General features: G+C 63.6%; 17 protein-coding genes. 5 read left to right on the forward strand and 12 right to left on the reverse strand.

Annotated features, from left to right (window positions below; all coding sequences use genetic code 11):
• Positions 1 to 69: 69 nt before the first annotated feature.
• Positions 70 to 636, reverse strand: a complete 567-nt coding sequence (gene ahpC, locus H0274_RS10980; RefSeq protein WP_226795711.1) for an alkyl hydroperoxide reductase subunit C — start codon at positions 634 to 636, stop codon at positions 70 to 72.
• A 181-nt stretch (positions 637 to 817) separates the two neighbouring features.
• A complete protein-coding gene (aroC, locus tag H0274_RS10985) occupies positions 818 to 1,882 on the reverse strand; it encodes a chorismate synthase (RefSeq protein WP_226795437.1) in 1,065 nt (354 codons plus the stop codon).
• A 111-nt stretch (positions 1,883 to 1,993) separates the two neighbouring features.
• On the opposite strand from aroC, the gene ruvA reads away from it, so the two are divergent.
• From ruvA to ruvB, 3 genes are read left to right on the forward strand one after another with little or no spacing between them, the layout of a single operon-like run.
• Positions 1,994 to 2,602 (forward strand): Holliday junction branch migration protein RuvA, encoded by a 609-nt coding sequence (gene ruvA, locus H0274_RS10990; RefSeq protein WP_226795440.1) that lies wholly within the window; start codon positions 1,994 to 1,996, stop codon positions 2,600 to 2,602.
• The gene (locus H0274_RS10995) at positions 2,602 to 3,108 is read left to right on the forward strand and encodes a hypothetical protein (protein WP_226795443.1); all 507 of its coding nucleotides are present in this window, start codon (positions 2,602 to 2,604) and stop codon (positions 3,106 to 3,108) included. The genes ruvA and H0274_RS10995 overlap by 1 nt, the downstream gene beginning before the upstream one ends.
• Positions 3,105 to 4,136: a Holliday junction branch migration DNA helicase RuvB gene (gene ruvB, locus H0274_RS11000; RefSeq protein WP_226795446.1), complete on the forward strand. Its 1,032-nt coding sequence runs from the start codon at positions 3,105 to 3,107 to the stop codon at positions 4,134 to 4,136. The genes H0274_RS10995 and ruvB overlap by 4 nt, the downstream gene beginning before the upstream one ends.
• Before the next feature lie 358 nt (positions 4,137 to 4,494).
• Here ruvB and H0274_RS11005 read toward each other — a convergent pair whose 3' ends face one another.
• The 5 genes from H0274_RS11005 to acnA form a co-directional block, all read right to left on the reverse strand.
• Complete coding sequence (locus tag H0274_RS11005) at positions 4,495 to 4,980, reverse strand: hypothetical protein (protein WP_226795448.1); 486 nt, start codon at positions 4,978 to 4,980, stop codon at positions 4,495 to 4,497.
• Positions 4,981 to 5,103: 123 nt separating this feature from the next.
• Positions 5,104 to 5,400 carry a hypothetical protein gene (locus H0274_RS11010; protein WP_226795451.1) on the reverse strand — a complete coding sequence of 99 codons (297 nt, stop codon included), beginning with the start codon at positions 5,398 to 5,400 and terminating at the stop codon, positions 5,104 to 5,106.
• Between the two features lie 226 nt (positions 5,401 to 5,626).
• Positions 5,627 to 6,130, reverse strand: a complete 504-nt coding sequence (locus H0274_RS11015; RefSeq protein WP_226795454.1) for a DUF6644 family protein — start codon at positions 6,128 to 6,130, stop codon at positions 5,627 to 5,629.
• Between the two features lie 16 nt (positions 6,131 to 6,146).
• Positions 6,147 to 6,689: a DUF6644 family protein gene (locus H0274_RS11020; protein ID WP_226795456.1), complete on the reverse strand. Its 543-nt coding sequence runs from the start codon at positions 6,687 to 6,689 to the stop codon at positions 6,147 to 6,149.
• A gap of 500 nt (positions 6,690 to 7,189) precedes the next feature.
• Complete coding sequence (gene acnA, locus H0274_RS11025) at positions 7,190 to 9,862, reverse strand: aconitate hydratase AcnA (protein ID WP_226795459.1); 2,673 nt, start codon at positions 9,860 to 9,862, stop codon at positions 7,190 to 7,192.
• A gap of 201 nt (positions 9,863 to 10,063) precedes the next feature.
• Between acnA and H0274_RS11030 the strand changes: the two genes are divergently transcribed.
• On the forward strand, positions 10,064 to 10,258 hold the full coding sequence (locus H0274_RS11030; RefSeq protein WP_226795462.1) for a hypothetical protein: 195 nt from the start codon (positions 10,064 to 10,066) through the stop codon (positions 10,256 to 10,258).
• A 9-nt stretch (positions 10,259 to 10,267) separates the two neighbouring features.
• Here the strand turns inward: H0274_RS11030 and H0274_RS11035 are convergent, their stop codons facing one another.
• Positions 10,268 to 11,164 (reverse strand): DMT family transporter, encoded by an 897-nt coding sequence (locus tag H0274_RS11035; protein ID WP_226795465.1) that lies wholly within the window; start codon positions 11,162 to 11,164, stop codon positions 10,268 to 10,270.
• 265 nt (positions 11,165 to 11,429) lie between these two features.
• Between H0274_RS11035 and H0274_RS11040 the strand changes: the two genes are divergently transcribed.
• Positions 11,430 to 12,710 (forward strand): L,D-transpeptidase family protein, encoded by a 1,281-nt coding sequence (locus tag H0274_RS11040; protein ID WP_226795468.1) that lies wholly within the window; start codon positions 11,430 to 11,432, stop codon positions 12,708 to 12,710.
• Between the two features lie 1,077 nt (positions 12,711 to 13,787).
• Here the strand turns inward: H0274_RS11040 and H0274_RS11045 are convergent.
• From H0274_RS11045 to ispG, 4 genes are all read right to left on the reverse strand, one after another.
• The gene (locus H0274_RS11045) at positions 13,788 to 14,411 is read right to left on the reverse strand and encodes a murein L,D-transpeptidase catalytic domain-containing protein (protein ID WP_226795471.1); all 624 of its coding nucleotides are present in this window, start codon (positions 14,409 to 14,411) and stop codon (positions 13,788 to 13,790) included.
• Between the two features lie 112 nt (positions 14,412 to 14,523).
• Positions 14,524 to 15,009, reverse strand: a complete 486-nt coding sequence (locus H0274_RS11050; RefSeq protein ID WP_226795473.1) for a GNAT family N-acetyltransferase — start codon at positions 15,007 to 15,009, stop codon at positions 14,524 to 14,526.
• A complete protein-coding gene (locus H0274_RS11055) occupies positions 15,006 to 15,320 on the reverse strand; it encodes a hypothetical protein (protein WP_226795476.1) in 315 nt (104 codons plus the stop codon). The genes H0274_RS11050 and H0274_RS11055 overlap by 4 nt, the downstream gene beginning before the upstream one ends.
• Positions 15,317 to 16,456: a flavodoxin-dependent (E)-4-hydroxy-3-methylbut-2-enyl-diphosphate synthase gene (gene ispG, locus H0274_RS11060; protein WP_226795478.1), complete on the reverse strand. Its 1,140-nt coding sequence runs from the start codon at positions 16,454 to 16,456 to the stop codon at positions 15,317 to 15,319. The genes H0274_RS11055 and ispG overlap by 4 nt, the downstream gene beginning before the upstream one ends.
• Positions 16,457 to 16,467 lie beyond the last annotated feature (11 nt).

Genomic DNA, 16,467 nt, shown 5'->3' on the forward strand with positions numbered 1-16,467 from the left:
CAAAAGCGGCTCGGGGCGGAGGGGGCGCCCCGAGCCGCTCATGCGTCCCGCAGATGCGGGCTCGAGGGATTAGATCTTGCCGACGAGGTCGAGCGAGGGAGCAAGCGTTTCAGCGCCTTCTTCCCACTTGGCCGGGCAGACCTGGCCGGGGTGCGAGCGGACATACTGCGCGGCCTTGATCTTGCGGACCAGTTCCGAAGCATTGCGGCCCACGCCTTCGCAGGTCACTTCCATCACCTGGATCACGCCATCGGGATCGACCACGAAGGTGCCGCGATCGGCCAGGCCCTGTTCCTCGCGCAGCACGCCGAAGTTCTTCGAGATCGTGTGCAGCTGGTCGCCCAGCATGGGGAACTTGATCTTGCTGATGGCGGGCGAGCTGTCGTGCCAGGCCTTGTGGCTGAAATGCGTGTCGGTGGAGACGGCATAGACTTCGACGCCGAGCTTGGAGAGCTCTTCATACTGGTCGGCCATGTCTTCCAGCTCGGTCGGGCACACAAAGGTGAAGTCCGCCGGGTAGAAGAAGAAAACGGACCACTTGCCCTTCACGTCAGCGTCGGTCACCTGGAAGAAGTCCTTGCCGGCCTGGAAGGCGGTGGCGTTGAACGGCTTGATCTCGCTGCCGATGATACCCATCATTTTGCTCCGTTTATTCAAGATGAAACTCAGTCACGCCGAGATAGGGGCGTGTGGCTCATCTGCCAAACAAAAGAGTCCGATTGGTATGATAGAGTAAATCAATCAGCGCGGATTGATCGGAATCATAGATAAGAGGGGGAGGCCCGGCCCGCCCGCTGATTACCCGTCCGCCTTCGGTTCAACCCACCTGAGCGCGATGCAGCAGTTTGTGATCCGCCAGCACCAGCGCCATCATCGCTTCCACCACCGGTACGCCGCGAATGCCCACGCAGGGGTCATGGCGGCCCTTGGTGGCCAGCTCGGTCGCTTCCCCTTCGCGCGTGATCGTCGGCTGGGGGATCAGGATCGAGCTGGTGGGCTTGAAAGCCACGCGTACCACCACCGGCTGGCCGGTTGAAATGCCGCCTGCGATGCCGCCTGCATGGTTTGCGTCGAATTCCGGCGAGCCACCCGCGCCGGGGCGCATCGGATCGGCATTCTCCTCGCCGCGCAGGCGCGCCGCGTTGAAGCCTTCGCCGATTTCAACGCCCTTCACGGCATTGATGCCCATCATCGCGGCGGCAAGGTCTGCATCGAGCTTGCCATAAAGCGGCGCGCCCCAGCCTGCAGGAACGCCCGTGGCCACGCATTCCACCACCGCCCCGAGCGACGATCCGGCAAGCCGCGCATCGTCCACCAGCTTTTCCCACCGGGCGGCGGCGGCTTGATCGGGGCAGAAGAAGGGGTTGTTGCGGATTTCGCCCGCATCGAAGCTCTCGATCCGGTCCCCGCCGATTTCGCTGACATAGGCCAGGATCGTCACTTCCGGGATCGCCAGCCGCGCCACGGCGCCTGCCGCCACGCGCGCAGCGGTTTCGCGTGCGCTGGAACGGCCGCCGCCGCGATAGTCGCGGAAGCCGTATTTCGCGTCATAGGCATAATCGGCATGGCCGGGGCGATAGGCCTTGGCGACTTCCGAATAGTCCTTGGATCGCTGATCGGTATTCTCGATCATCAGCGAAATGGGCGTGCCGGTGGTCTTGCCTTCGAACACGCCGGACAGGATCTTTACCTCGTCCGCCTCGCGCCGCTGGGTGGTGAACTTGGACGTTCCCGGCTTGCGCGCATCGAGGAAGGGCTGAATCCACGCCTCGTCCAGCGTCAGACCCGGAGGGCAGCCGTCAACCACGGCGCCCAGAGCGGGGCCATGGCTTTCCCCCCAGGTGGTGAAGCGGAATACGCGGCCGAAAGTGTTGAAGCTCATGGGATGGGGCTATTGTCGGAAATTCCCAACATGTCCACACCCCGCAATTGCGAGGACGATAAGCGAGGCGTGGCACTAGCCATGTGCCTCGGTTTCAGGCAGGAACAAAACATGATTGCGAAGCTACGGGGCCTGCTGGACGAAACCGGAACCGACTGGGCGATAATCGACGTCCAGGGCGTAGGCTATCTCGTCCATTGCTCGGCCAAGACGCTCAGCGCCTTGGGGGAGAAGGGCGAGGGGGTCACGGTGTTCACCGATCTGCAGGTGAGCGAGAACGACATGCGCCTGCTCGGCTTCGCCACCAGTGCGGAGCGGGACTGGTTCCGGTTGCTGACCCTGGTGCAGGGCGTGGGCAGCAAGGTGGCGCTGGCGATCCTGTCTGCGCTCTCGATCGACGAACTGCGCAACGCCTGCGCCAATGGCGATGCCGCCCAGGTCGCGCGCGCCAATGGCGTCGGGCCGAAGCTGGCGGGCCGCATCGTCAATGAACTGAAGGAGAAGGCAGGCGGAATGCCTGGCGGTTCGGGCGGTGTCGCGCTGGGCGCAGTGGCGGCTCCGGTGGGTTCGGCCAGCGCGGATGCGGTTTCGGCTTTGCAGAATCTCGGCTTCAAGCCTGCCGTGGCGGCCAGCGCGGTCGCCCATGCGCAAGGCGAACTGGGCGAAGATGCGGGGCTGAACGATCTGGTGCGGGTCGCGTTGAAGAGGGCGGCGGGGTGATGGCGGAGGTCTTGGCCGCGATTCTTGGGGCACTGCTTGCTGGGGGTTTCCAGACAGTTGTTTCAATTTTTGACAGGCGACGTGAAGACGAAGCGATTCTTCTGGCAATTGCCAGTGAGGTTGATGCGCTTTGTAAGCTCACCAGACTACAGAACTACCTCGGCGAAGCGCGCCGTATCAGGGAAGAGTTGGTACGAGATCCGAACATCTCGTATGTCTATCTGGTCGATCTCAGGAGTGACTATTTTTCGGTTTACCACTCTTTGTCATCGAATCTCGGGCGGCTGAGGGCTGCTAACGCGTCGAAAATCGTACGTTTTTATTCCATCAGAAAGACAATAATCGATTGCACTCGTCCTGATGGTATCGCTGCCCATCCTATCCCAAACTCGAATGCTCAAGAGGCATTTGACCTTATAGTTCAGCTGTTAGTTGAGTTCCTAGCGCTGGGCGATTCGATCGTGCGGATGCCGAGGGAGTCATTTCTGGATTTGTCTGATACGTGACCACTAACCCCACCCTCTCCCCCCAGCGCCAGCCGGAGGATCAGGACGCGGCCCTGCGGCCCAAGTCGCTTGCCGAATTCATCGGGCAGGCGGCGGCGCGGGATAATCTGCGGGTGTTTATCCAGAGCGCGAAGTCGCGCGGGGAGGCGATGGATCATGTGCTGTTCCATGGCCCGCCCGGCCTTGGCAAGACCACTCTGGCGCAGATCGTGGCCAAGGAACTGGGCGTGGGCTTCCGCGCTACCTCTGGCCCTGTAATCGCCAAGTCCGGCGATCTGGCGGCTTTGCTGACCAATCTCGAACCCGGTGACGTGCTGTTCATCGACGAGATCCATCGCCTCAATCCGGTAGTGGAGGAAGTGCTCTATCCCGCGATGGAGGACCGCGCGCTGGACCTGATCATCGGGGAGGGGCCGTCCGCCCGCTCGGTGCGGATCGACCTTGCCCCCTTCACCCTGATCGGCGCGACCACGCGGCAAGGCCTGCTGACCACGCCGCTGCGGGACCGCTTCGGGATTCCCGTACGGCTGCAATTCTATACCGAGGCCGAGCTGGAACTGGTGGTGCGCCGGGGTGCGAAGCTGCTTTCGGTGGAAATGGACAGCGAAGGCGCGCGCGAGATTGCGCGGCGCGCGCGTGGTACGCCGCGCGTGGCGGGGCGTCTGCTGCGGCGGGTGCGCGATTTCGCCCATGTGCTCGGCTCCCCCGTGGTGACAGCCAAGGTCGCGGATGAGGCTCTGACCCGGCTTGAAGTGGATGCGCTGGGGCTCGATGCGATGGACCGGCGCTATCTCACCATGATCGCGGATATCTACAAGGGTGGCCCGGTGGGCGTCGAAACCTTGGCCGCGGGCCTGGCCGAACCGCGCGATACGGTGGAGGAAGTGGTCGAGCCCTACCTCATCCAGCTGGGCCTGCTTGCCCGTACGGCACGCGGGCGTGTGCTGAACGATCGCGGCTGGGCGCATCTGGGAATCACCCCGCCCGCCGGCGGATTGCAGGGGGGGCTTTTCGGGGAAGGGAAATAATCTCCCCCTCAATGGCCTTGCTGTTACGCATTTTCCCGAAAGCCTGACCAAGCGTTCGGTTCCATTGTGGGACAACTCTGCCCCGAAGGGGCTGAATGTCCCAAAATAATCGCCTTCCTCGCGGGCAAACATAGTTAATTCAATTGCTCGCAAGGGGGTGGTCTGGCCTGTTGCATCGGTCAGGGTGGTGAAAAGGGGGAGTCGTATCCGCGGCTCGGGCCATTCTGAAGCGAACAGGATTTGAGACCATGTCGGTAAGAATGGCCCTCGCGAAATTGTCTGCCGCTGCTGCTGGCGGTGCGCTGCTTGGCGGCGGGGCAGTGCATGTCGCAGAACCGCAATCTGCCAATGTGACGACCTACAAGTCGGCCAAGGTAGCCAAGGCGGCCCCGAAATATGTGAAGCGCAAGCCCGCCAAGCGCGTTGCTGAAAAGCCGCGCGTGGTGAAGCGTATCCGCCGCGTGATCGAGGCGCCTTGCGAACAGGGCGGCCCGGATTGCACGCCGCAGATCGCGATGATGCCCGTGCCGCTGCCCCAGCCCCTTCCGGCGCTTCCCCCGGTCAGCGGATCGAGTGGCGGCGGTGTGACCGTGGTTGGCGGTTCGGGCGGCTTTGGTGGTTTCGGCGGCGGGTTCTTCGGTGGGTTCTTCGGCGGCGGCAGTTCCTCGGGCGGCAGCGTCGTGGTGACTTCCACCACCACGGGCGGCTCGACCAGCACGTCGAGCGGGGGCAGCTCCACTTCCAGCAGCGGCGGATCGACCTCCACCAGTGGTGGTTCCACCTCTACTTCCACCGGTGGGGTGACGAGTACGACCACCAGCAGCACGGGCGGCATCACCAGCACGACGACTACCAGCTCGGGCGGATCGTCTTCCTCCAGCTCTTCCAGTTCGTCGTCATCCTCCTCGTCTTCGTCGAGCTCTTCCAGCTCATCGAGTTCGAGCGGCGGGTCGAGCGGGAACTGCCATCACAAGCATTGCGGCGGGTCGAGTTCGGGTTCCTCCAGCGGTTCGAGCTCCAGTTCGGGCAGCAGCAGTTCGTCCAGTTCCAGCTCGGGCAATGTGACGAGCAGCACGTCTTCCTCGACCAGCAGTTCGACCTCCAGCTCCACCAGTTCCTCGACCTCTTCGAGCACGAGCACTTCGGGTTCGACCAGCGGATCGAGCACCAGCACCACCAGCGGCACGCAGGTGCCTGCCCCGCCGATGCTGTTGCTGTTCGGTGCAGGCGCCGCCGCCGTCTTCGGCCGCCGCCGTTTCGGCAAGGCCCGGCAGGAGAGCAAGCGCGCCGCCTGAGGCGCTGGCCTTGGCGAAAATGAAAAGGGCGGCCTCGCAAGGGCCGCCTTTTTCGTGTGGCCGCCCTTTTCGTAAGGCAAGTTTCTGAACCGGATCAGTCGGCACCCAAAACAAAAGCCGGCCCGGTGCGGCCTACTGCACCGGGCCGGCCCTTTCGGCGAGTTGGGCGCTCGCCGGGGTGACCTCTTCAGGATCTCAGTAATAGACGCCCAGGGTGAAGCCGATCACGCGCCCGCAGAAGGGGATGATCAGCCAGATACCGAGCGAAAGCGCGCCCGAGAGCTTTGCCGCCGCGGGAACACTGCCGCCCGGCTTGCCCCATTCGTCGATGCCCTTGGACAGGATGCGGTGGAAGATCGCCATATTGACGCCAGCCAGGGCCATCAGGCCCATTTTCCAGAGGAAATAGGGATTGGCCATGTAAGTGGTCGCCTTGCTGACGAACAGCAGCACGCCGGTGATCAGGGCCACCGCGAAGCCGATCCAGGTGACGGGCACCGTATCGCGTTCCACTGCCTTCACGCTGCGGTTCTTCGAAGTGAGGCCCAGCAGGCGCATGTCCATGATGGCGATGGCGCCGATGACGGTGACCAAGGCGAAGACGTGAATGGTCTCGATGGTCGGGAACATCCATTCATTGCTGGCGATAGTGGTGCCGAGGCCGGATTGCTCGAGGCTGGCCCAGATGGAATTTGCCATTGTTCTTTCTCCCCCCTCAAACCGGTGCGTAGGCGATCCAGCGCCCACCAACCATGACCAGCATCCACAGCACGATCAGCGCGACGGCGCCGAGCTTGATCGAGCCCTGCCCGCCGGGCGAGACCTCCCACTGCTCCATCCGGCCACGCACGGCGGCCTGGAACCACAGGCTGACGATGATCGTCACGATCAGTACGCCCATCTTGATCCAGAAAATCGGGTTGACCATGTTGCGGACCGGTTCGCTGATCAGCAGGATGATACCCGTGGTGATCAGCACCAATGCGCCGCCCTTGATCCAGGGCTGATAGCGATTGAAGATCTGTGGCAATGTCTGGTCTTTGCCGCTCACGCCCAGCACCTTGAGGTTGAGCATCAGGGTGGAGCCGAACAGCACCGCGATGGCGAGGATGTGCAGCGTCTGGAAGCCCGGGATCGCCAGGAAGTTGCTCTGCAGCCAGAGCGCGAAGGGCCAGTCGGAGACCCAGAGCGAGAATTCGACGATCGGCGTCTGTCTGATCGCCTCCGTCATCTGGAATAGAAATTCGCCAATCGACATGGGTTACAACCTCCCCTGTATCCGGCAGGCGCATGGCGGCGCGACCCTGTCCGGTTGTTCCTGTCACTCAGGCTCCGCGACTCCAGTTGGGCTTTGCGGAACCCGTCCCATCCAAGACTGCCTGATGGCTTAGTTGACTTCGTCCGCCATTGACCTGGATCAACTGGGCTGACGTGAACCTGAAAGAGACAGGGGGGAGGAAGGAGTGGGGCGGCCGGCGAAAATGGAATGATGTTGTGTGTGAACATGGCGGTCTGTTGCCCGCCTCTCGTCACCCTGAACTCGTTTCAGGGTCTATTTTTCGTCTCGTTCAGGGCTGGCTGTGAAGGCGAGATGGATGCTGAAACAAGTTCAGCATGACGAAGAGGGGGAGGTGACGCAGAACATCCGCCGTGTTTCCAAGTGATATATTCGCCAACGAAAAAGGCCCCGCATCGCTGCGGGGCCTGTTCGATTTCGGCAGTGCCGGACTGGGCCGGACTGGGCCGGGCTGGCGCGGATCAGGCGGCCAGCTTGCGCAGCACATATTGCAGGATGCCGCCATTCATGAAGTATTCCACTTCATTGGCGGTATCGATGCGGCACAGGGCAGTGAAGGTGAAGGTCGAACCGTCCGCCTTGGTGACTTCCACTTCGACATCCTGCTGCGGCTTGAGATCGGCCACGCCGCGGATGGTGAAGCTGCAATCGCCGTCGAGGCCCAGGGACAGGCGGGTATCGCCTTCCTTGAACTGCAGGGGCAGCACGCCCATGCCGACGAGGTTGGAGCGGTGGATACGCTCGAAGCTTTCCACGATCACCGCGCGCACGCCCAGGAGGTTGGTGCCCTTGGCCGCCCAGTCGCGGCTGGAACCGGTGCCGTATTCCTTGCCGGCGACCACCACCATCGGCGTGCCTTCGGCCTTGTGCTTCATCGCCACGTCATAGACCGGCAGCACTTCGTCACCATAACGGCTCATGCCGCCTTCGATGCCGGGAACCATCTCGTTCTTGATGCGGATATTGGCGAAGGTGCCGCGCATCATCACTTCGTGATGGCCGCGCCGCGCGCCATAGGAGTTGAAGTCCGCCTTGGCCACCTGATGCGCCATCAGCCATTCGCCCGCGGGGCTGTCGGCCTTGATCGAACCGGCCGGGCTGATGTGATCGGTGGTGATGGAATCGCCCAGGATCAGCAGCGGCTTGGCTTCCACGATGTCGGAAACCGGGGCCGGGGTCATGGTCATGCCTTCGAAGTAAGGCGGGTTGGCGATATAGGTGGAGCCTGCACGCCAGGAATAGGTTTCCGAACCGGCAACGTCGATTGCCTGCCAGTGCTTGTCGCCCTTGTAGACGTCGGCATAGCGGGCCTGGAACATGGCGCGATCCATGCAGCTCGCCATGGTTTCATAGACTTCGTTATTGGTCGGCCAGATGTCCTTGAGGAACACGTCCTGGCCATCCTTGCTCGTGCCGATGGGGGTGGTGATGAAATCTTCCACCACGGTGCCCTTCAGCGCATAGGCCACCACCAGCGGCGGGCTGGCGAGGAAGTTGGCGCGCACATCGGGGCTGACGCGGCCTTCGAAATTGCGGTTGCCCGAGATGACGGCGGCGGCGACGAGGCCGTTTTCGTTGATCGCCTTGCTGATCGGTTCGGCCAGCGGGCCGGAATTGCCGATGCAGGTGGTGCAGCCATAGCCGACCAGGTTGAAGCCGATATTGTCGAGGTGGGACTGGAGGCCCGCCTTGTTGAGATAATCGGTAACGACCTGCGAGCCGGGGGCCAGCGAGGTCTTCACCCAGGGCTTGGGCTTGAGGCCGAATTCGTCCGCCTTCTTGGCGACGAGGCCGGCGGCAACCAGCACGCCCGGATTGGAAGTGTTGGTGCAGCTGGTGATGGCCGCGATCATCACGTCGCCATCGCCCACGTCGAAGTCCTTACCCTGCACCGGAACGCGGGTGGCGGTCTTCTTGTAGGTTTCGGTCATGTCCTTGTTGAACACGTCGTCCACCTCGGGCAGCGGCACCCAGTCCTGCGGGCGCTTCGGCCCGGCGAGCGAGGGCACCACGGTCGACAGGTCGAGTTCCAGCGTGGAGGAGAACACCGGTTCCACGGCGCCCGGTTCCATCCAGAAGCCCTGTTCCTTGGCATAGGCTTCCACCAGGGCGATCTGTTCTTCCTCGCGGCCGGTCAGGCGCAGGTAATCCAGCGTCTTGTCGTCAATGCCGAAGAAACCGCAGGTCGCGCCATATTCGGGGGCCATATTGGCCAGGGTGGCGCGGTCGGCCAGCGTCAGCGAGGCAAGGCCGGGGCCGTAATATTCGACAAAGCGGCCCACCACGCCATGCTTGCGCAGCATGGAGGTGCAGGTCAGCACGAGGTCGGTCGCGGTCACGCCTTCCTTCAGCTCGCCAGTGAACTTGAAGCCGACCACTTCGGGGATCAGCATGGAAACCGGCTGGCCCAGCATCGCGGCCTCGGCCTCGATCCCGCCGACGCCCCAGCCCAGCACGCCCAGGCCGTTGACCATGGTGGTGTGGCTGTCCGTGCCGACGCAGGTGTCGAAATAGGCCACGGTCTCGCCATTCTGGTCCACGCTGGTCCACACCGACTTGGCGATGTTTTCCAGGTTCACCTGATGGCAGATGCCGGTGCCCGGGGGCACGGCGTAGAAATTGTTGAGCGACTTGGAACCCCACTTGAGGAAGTCATAGCGTTCCATGTTGCGCTGATATTCGATCTCGACGTTCTCCTCGAACGCCTTGGGGTGACCGAATTCGTCCACCATCACCGAGTGGTCGATCACGAGGTTGACCGGCACCAGCGGATTGATCTTGCTGGTGTCGCCGCCCAGCTTGGCAATGGCATCGCGCATGGCGGCCAGATCGACCACGCAGGGCACGCCGGTGAAATCCTGCAGCAGCACGCGGGCCGGGCGATACTGGATTTCAGCGCCGGTCACGGGGTTCTTCTGCCAGTCGGCAATGGCCTGGATGTCGTCGGTGGAAACGGTGAAGCCGCCATCTTCGAAGCGGAGCAGGTTTTCCAGCAGCACCTTCATCGAGAAGGGCAGGCGGCTGACGTCGCCGATCTTTTCCGCCGCCTTGTTGAGGGAGTAATAGGCATAGTCCTTGCCTCCCACGCTGAGCGTGCTGCGGGTGCCGAGCGAGTTCTTGCCGACCTGGGTCATCTGTGCGCCGTCCTCTTATTTCCGAATTGCGGAGCCCTCCGATGCGCTCGTTTGCGAAGGAGGGGAGTCGCCCGGCACCTGCGCGTTTTGCCCCGCAAGGTCAAGGGTTGGGCCTTGCAAATAGCCGTCCGCCAGGGCGCTTTTTCATGCTCTGTGGCGAATCCTTGGCGCAGGCGCACACCCGCGCTATCGCTCCCGCCGATGAATGGAATCGGCAACTCTCCCCGCAAAGCGGAGCCGCTGCGCGTCGCGGTCATGGCGGCTGCATTGGTGGTGGCCGCATGTGCCGGCGCGGGGCTGGGCTTCCTGCTCGATCTGATGAACGGGGATGAGGCTCCCGCCGGCTCGGCAGACAGCGGCGCGGGCAATGGCCCGATCGGGCTGAACGCGCCTTAGGCCGCGGGCCTAGAGTGCGGTCTGCTCGGTGCGCTTGCGGGGCGCCGCGATCCAGCAGCCTGCCACGATCAGGGCCGAACCCAGCACCGTGGGCATGGTCACCGCTTCATCAAAGGCGATCCAGCCGAACAGGGCGGCCCACAGGAAGGCGGTATATTCAAAGGGCACCAGCGCCTGCGTTTCGGCCCTTCCATAGGCCCAGCTGCCCAGCATCAGCGCGCCGATGGCCAGCACGGCGCTGATGCTCACGCTCATCCAGGCTTCCGTATCGGGGATCACCAGCAGCCAGGGCGCGGCTATGACCAGAGTCAGCGTGGCGGCAACGCACTGGAACAGGGCCACTTCGGCAGGCTTGGCCAGCAGGGCCTGCTGGCGCTGGAGCACGAGGTTCCAGGCATAGAGGCAGGCGGAAACCAGCACGGCGATGACGCCCAGCGTTGCTTCGGGATGGGCGTTGGCCTCGCCCGCGCGGCCCAAAGCGATCACCAGAACGCCCACCAGTCCCAGCACCGATGCGCCGATGGCCTGCCGCCCCACCTTCTCCTTCAGCAGCAGCGCCGCCAGGAACAGGGCGATCAGCGGGGCGATGAAGGAAATGGCAATCGCTTCCGCCATGGGCAGGCGGATCAGGCCGTAGAAGAAGCTTGTCCCCACGCCCGCCGACAGGCAGCCGCGCAGCATGTGCAGCTTCAGCAGCGGCAAATCCGGCCGCCGTGCGCCTTCCTTCAGCCATAGTGGCAGCACCATGGCCGCCCCCAGCACATTGCGCCAGAAGGTCGCGCTATAGGCGCCCAGCGCCAGCGAGGCGAACTTCATCGCCCCGTCCATCACCGAATAGAAGGCGATGGAAACTGCGATGGCCACGAAGGGCGCCATCGAATGCCGGGAATGGGCGGAATGGCTCATGCCGGGGCACATAGGGCCGCGCCGCTGCGCCGTCACGCCGAATTGCCAGCTCCTTTCACGGTTAATTCTGCAGACATCGCTTTTGTTGAATGATTGGCTTAATATCACGACACATATGGCCGGGCCCCCTCCGGCGCATAGACAGGGCTAGATCTCGATGAATGTTCCGATGCGCAGGTTTGTTGTTCTTGGTTTGGCGGCGCTGGCGGTTCCCGCCGCGGTCTCAGCCCAGCCGGGACAGCCTGCGCCCACCCGGCAGCCGGCGGTGCCGCAACCCGCACCCACTCCGCTCCTGCCCGCCAATAGCCAGCCCGCCCCTGCCGCCGAGGCCGCTGCCACTCCGGTGGTCCAGCCTCTGGCCGATGCGGATCAGGCGCCGCTCAAATGGACCTTGGCTGATGGCGAGGCGCTGCTTGAACTGATCCAGGGCATCGGCTCGGAAGGGCTCATCCCCTATGATTACCAGATGCAGGGCCTTGCCGCCGCGATTGCCGATGGCGAAGGCGCCAGTCTGGACGAGCAGGCGACCCGCAGCTTCTCCTGGCTGATCGAGGATCTGCGCGACGGGCGCACTCCGATGGAGGCGCGCAAGCAGTGGTTCGTGGTCGATCCCGATCCGGACCGGCTGCCCACTCGCCAGATCATGGCCGAGGCGCTGGAAAGCCACGACATTGCCGGAGTGGTCGGCAAGCTGGCGCCCACCGTGCCCGATTATGCGGAGCTCAAGGAAGCGCTGGCCGCAACGCCCAAGGCCAACAAGGCGCGCATCGCCCTGATCCGCGCCAATATGGATCGCTGGCGCTGGCTGGCGCGCGATCTGGGCTCGCAATATCTGCTGACCAATGTGCCCGAATATCAATTGCGGCTGACGGTGAACAACAAGATCATCCGCAGCTACAAGACGATCGTGGGCAAGCCGGGCCGCACCGCCACGCCGCAGCTGGCCGAAGTGGTGGAAGGCGTGATCTTCAACCCCACCTGGACCGTGCCGCAGAGCATCGTGAAGGGCGAAGGGCTGGGCGCGCGGCTGCTGGCCAATCCCGCTTCCGCCAAGGCGCAGGGCTATGCCGTCACCAAGGGCGCCAATGGCTTCGTCAATGTGGTGCAGCAGCCCGGCAAGAACAATTCGCTCGGCCTGATGAAGCTCGACATGCCCAACGAACATGCGATCTTCCTGCATGACACGCCCTCGCGCCATCTGTTCGACAGTGACAGGCGCGCGCTCAGCCATGGCTGCATCCGCACCGAAAGGGCGCAGGAACTGGCGATCACCATGGCGATCCTGGGCAAGGGCGCGGCCAAGGACGATGCCGTGGCCATCTCGGTTTCCGGCAAATATACCAAGGTGCCGCTGCAGAAGACCTTCCCGGTCTACATTACCTATTTCACCATGGGCCGCGACATCAACGGCCAACTGACCACCTTCAACGACATCTACGACCGCGATGCCCCGGTTCTGGCCAGCTTCGACCAGCCCCGCCAGGCCAACCGCGCTCGCGAAACCGATGAGGAAGTGGTGGAGATCGTGGACGATCTGCAGATTTGAGGCACAGCGGTTCTGTTGCTGCCCCTCAATCCCCGTTCGTCCTGAGCCTGTCGAAGGACTCGCGCTGAGTTTTGATCCGGGCGCTCTTAACGGCAACGCTTGCGCGCGTCCTTCGACAGGCTCAGGACGAACGGGTGTGGGTGAAGGGGGAACAGGGCACCAAGCCCCATCCGGCGGCGAGCCCGGACGTAACGCCATCCTATGGAACAAACCAATCGCGCGGCCGGCACGGCGTCAGGAACTGAGGCGCGTGCGGAGCGGGCGGAGGGAGTTGCGAGAGACCGGGCGCCCATCCGCAGCGCCTTGGGTTCGGCCCTTTTTTCGGTGATCGGCCAGGAAAGGCGCCACGGGCTCGCGTGCGGCGTGTTTTCCCTCGCGAGTGATCATCTCGCGCCACTGGCGGTGATCCGTCCCGGAGAGCCCGTCCTCCAGGGACAGGTGTGCACGGGCAGAGGAGAGCACCACACATCCGATCATCCGCGTCTGAGCGCTGGGAGGCATTGCCATTGGGAGAACCGCCCAAGGGAGCACACACCCGCGCCGGCCGCGTTGTTCTGTTGAACAAGGGAGGCTTGCGGTCGACTACGCGCACCTCCGGACTGGTAGGTAATTGCAGGGTTGGTAGTCCTGCAATGTGCCGGGGCATATAACCGAAACGGTTCGCAATGTCAATTCAAAACGCCAATCCTGTCAATCGTCCTCCGGGCGAAGGCGGGGACCGCTGGCCGGATTGCGTGGGGTGATGTGGAAGGGTTTCACGCGGAGACGCGGGGGCGCGGAGAGAGAGTGGGCGCTCGCAGAGGCGCAGGAGCGGCTGGGCGCTTTCCCTCTGCGCCTCCGCGTCTCCGCGTGAGTATTATTGGGTTCGCGCAAAGAGCGCGAAGAACGCTGAGGGGCTGCGCTAAACTCAGCCCCCTCGTCATTCCCGCGAACGCGGGAACCCAGTTCAATGGTTGCTGCTAGGTTCCCGCATTCGCGGGAATGACGAACTAATGAGGCCAAGCGCCACATCTTCGCGCGCTTTGCGGTCTTTGCGCGAACCGGAAACACGCCCCGCCAGTGCCTGTAATGTCGCTCTCAGACCAGCCCCAGCCGATCCGCATAAAGCAGCCGCCCGCCCGAAAGGTGCCACAGGGCTTCGTTGAAGTCCTCCGGGCTCATGGCGAAGCAGCCGTTGGAGCGGCCGAGGCGGCCCCATTTTTCGACATGGGCCTGTGTGGCGTAATCGGCCGAATGCATCACGATGGCGCGGGGCAGCGCATTGGAATTGTCCTGATCCAGCCCGCCGAGGCGGATCGAGGTGCCGTATCTGCCCTTGTACCATTCCCAGGTGATATAGGCGCCGCGGCTGGTGGCGTTGGAGCCTTCGATATTCGAGAATTGCTGCAGGAAGCCCGAATGGTCCGGGTCCGATCCTGTGCCATGGGCCACCAGGAAGCTGCGCACATTGCCTGCTTCCAGGTTGACGAAATGGAAGCGCGGAATGGCGGAATGGACGCCGTAATCGGCAATGCCGACAATATCCGTGCGCCACAGGGTACTGCCCGCCCGGTCCACTTCGCGCCGGGCGATGTCCAGCAGCTTGCGGTCCCGCTCCGAAAGGGGGGAAGCCTGGGCGAAGGCGCGCGTGGGCAGGGCGGCCATTGCGGCGGCGGCGCCTGCGACCTTCAGCAGATTTCGTCTGTCGAATGCCGTGCTCATGGCGCTATTATGCCATAAAATTCGTGAGAGGAAAATGAATGGTGAGCGGCGGTGTTGGGGGCTTCCCCTTCGTCATCCCGGCTTTCGCCGGGATGACCAGTTGTTCAGCGGCCTATCGCCCTTGCCCCGCCAGCGCGGTCAGCGCATCGCCGTCCACGCGCATCACGGTCCATTCGTCCATCATCTTCGCGCCCAGCGATTTGTAGAAGCCGATGGAAGGCTCGTTCCAGTCCAGCACCCACCATTCCAGCCGGGCGCAATCGCGTTCCACCGCCAGCCGGGCAAGTTCGGTCAGCAGCGCCTTGCCCAGCCCCGCGCCGCGCGCTTCGGGCATGACGAACAGATCTTCCAGGTAAATCCCCGGCCGCCCTTCGAAAGTGGAGAAATTATGGAAGAACAGCGCAAAGCCGCGCGCTTCGCCATCAACCTCCCCGATCAGCACTTCGGCGTAAGGTCGAGAGCCGAACAATTTCTCGGCCAGCACCGCCTCGTCAAAGCGGACTTCGTGGGCGAGCTTTTCATAGTCTGCCAGTGCCCGGATCAGCGAGGCGATCAGCGGCATGTCGGCGGGAGTGGCCGCCCGGATGGAAATGCTCATTTCCCGTCAGTGCCAGTCTGGATGATGCGGCCCACTTCCAGCTCGTCGATCCGCAGCTTGCGGATGCGGGCCTTGCCGATGTTCAGCCTCCCGATGGCAAGCGCGCCCACGGCGAAAGCACCCAGCGCGAAGGCACCTATGGCAATCGCCCCGATGGCCCCGCTGCCCAGTGCCGCCGCGCCGGTGGCCGATGCTCCCGTGGCGCTGGCCCCGGTGGCGACTGCGCCGCGCGAGAGGGATGGCTTGCGCGTGGCGGGCAGGGCGGCGTCCCTGGTGACGGGCAGCACCTCCTGATCCGCCTTGCGCATCATGCCGCCTTCCCGTGCAGCGTATCCATGCTGACGGAAGTGCCCGCGTCTATCTCGGCCGCCTTGGCTTCCACCAGCTTCACGATGTGATCGAGCATGTCGGCATCGTTCACATGGTGGTCGGTCACGCCCGAGAGATAGACCATGTGCTTGCCCGCGCCGCCGCCGGTGATGCCGATGTCCGTCTCGCGTGCTTCGCCCGGCCCGTTGACCACGCAGCCCAGCACCGAAACGCTCATCGGCGTCTTGATGTGGCTCAGCCGGTCTTCCAGCGCGGCGACGGTGCGGATCACGTCGAAGCCCTGCCGCGCGCAGCTGGGGCAGGAGACGACGCGCACCCCGCGCGTGCGCAGGCCCAGGCTCTTGAGGATTTCATAGCCGACGCGCACTTCCTCTTCCGGCTCGGCCGAGAGGGAGACGCGGATCGTATCGCCAATGCCGGCCCACAGCAGATTGCCGATGCCGATGGAGCTTTTCACCGTGCCGCCGATCAGCCCGCCAGCCTCGGTAATGCCAAGGTGCAGGGGGCAATCAACCGCGTCGGCCAGTTGCATATAGGCGGCGACCGCCAGGAATACGTCGCTGGCCTTCACGGCCACTTTGTATTCGTGGAAATCGTGATCCTGTAGCAGCTTGATATGATCGAGCGCGCTTTCGACGAGCGCCTCGGGGCAGGGCTCGCCGTATTTTTCAAGCAGGTCTTTCTCAAGGCTGCCCGCATTCACGCCGATGCGGATCGAACAGCCATTGGCCTTGGCCGCGCGCACCACTTCGGCCACGCGTTCGCTGCTGCCGATATTGCCGGGATTGATGCGCAGGCAGGCCGCGCCCGCGTCTGCCGCTTCCAGCGCGCGCTTGTAGTGAAAGTGGATGTCCGCAACGAGCGGCACGCGGGCGGCGCGGGCGATCTGCTTGAAGGCCGCAGTGCTCTCCACATCCGGGCAGGAAACGCGGATGATGTCCGCGCCCGCTTCCTCGCAGCGGCGGATCTGGTCGATCGTGGCCACCGGATCGGACGTGAGCGTATTGGTCATGGTCTGCACCGTGATCGGCGCATCGCCGCCAACGGGGACATTACCGACCATGATCTGGCGGCTCTTGCGGCGCATGATATCGCGCCAGGGGCGTATGGAAGACATGGCCCGCGATA

It is taken from the genome of Fulverythrobacter ferritrahens (genome assembly GCF_020539485.1).
In the GTDB taxonomy this organism is placed as follows: Bacteria; Pseudomonadota; Alphaproteobacteria; order Sphingomonadales; family Sphingomonadaceae; genus Andeanibacterium; species Andeanibacterium ferritrahens.

Excerpts from the sequence above, each read along its gene's own strand:
- ahpC (WP_226795711.1), bottom strand. The coding sequence starts at position 636 with ATGGGTATCATCGGCAGCGAGATCAAGCCGTTCAACGCCACCGCCTTC.
- aroC (WP_226795437.1), bottom strand. The coding sequence starts at position 1,882 with ATGAGCTTCAACACTTTCGGCCGCGTATTCCGCTTCACCACCTGGGGG.
- ruvA (WP_226795440.1), top strand. The coding sequence starts at position 1,994 with ATGATTGCGAAGCTACGGGGCCTGCTGGACGAAACCGGAACCGACTGG.
- H0274_RS10995 (WP_226795443.1), top strand. The coding sequence starts at position 2,602 with ATGGCGGAGGTCTTGGCCGCGATTCTTGGGGCACTGCTTGCTGGGGGT.
- H0274_RS11015 (WP_226795454.1), bottom strand. The coding sequence starts at position 6,130 with ATGGCAAATTCCATCTGGGCCAGCCTCGAGCAATCCGGCCTCGGCACC.
- H0274_RS11020 (WP_226795456.1), bottom strand. The coding sequence starts at position 6,689 with ATGTCGATTGGCGAATTTCTATTCCAGATGACGGAGGCGATCAGACAG.
- acnA (WP_226795459.1), bottom strand. The coding sequence starts at position 9,862 with ATGACCCAGGTCGGCAAGAACTCGCTCGGCACCCGCAGCACGCTCAGC.
- H0274_RS11030 (WP_226795462.1), top strand. The coding sequence starts at position 10,064 with ATGAATGGAATCGGCAACTCTCCCCGCAAAGCGGAGCCGCTGCGCGTC.
- H0274_RS11035 (WP_226795465.1), bottom strand. The coding sequence starts at position 11,164 with ATGAGCCATTCCGCCCATTCCCGGCATTCGATGGCGCCCTTCGTGGCC.
- H0274_RS11045 (WP_226795471.1), bottom strand. The coding sequence starts at position 14,411 with ATGAGCACGGCATTCGACAGACGAAATCTGCTGAAGGTCGCAGGCGCC.
- H0274_RS11050 (WP_226795473.1), bottom strand. The coding sequence starts at position 15,009 with ATGAGCATTTCCATCCGGGCGGCCACTCCCGCCGACATGCCGCTGATC.
- H0274_RS11055 (WP_226795476.1), bottom strand. The coding sequence starts at position 15,320 with ATGATGCGCAAGGCGGATCAGGAGGTGCTGCCCGTCACCAGGGACGCC.
- ispG (WP_226795478.1), bottom strand. The coding sequence starts at position 16,456 with ATGTCTTCCATACGCCCCTGGCGCGATATCATGCGCCGCAAGAGCCGC.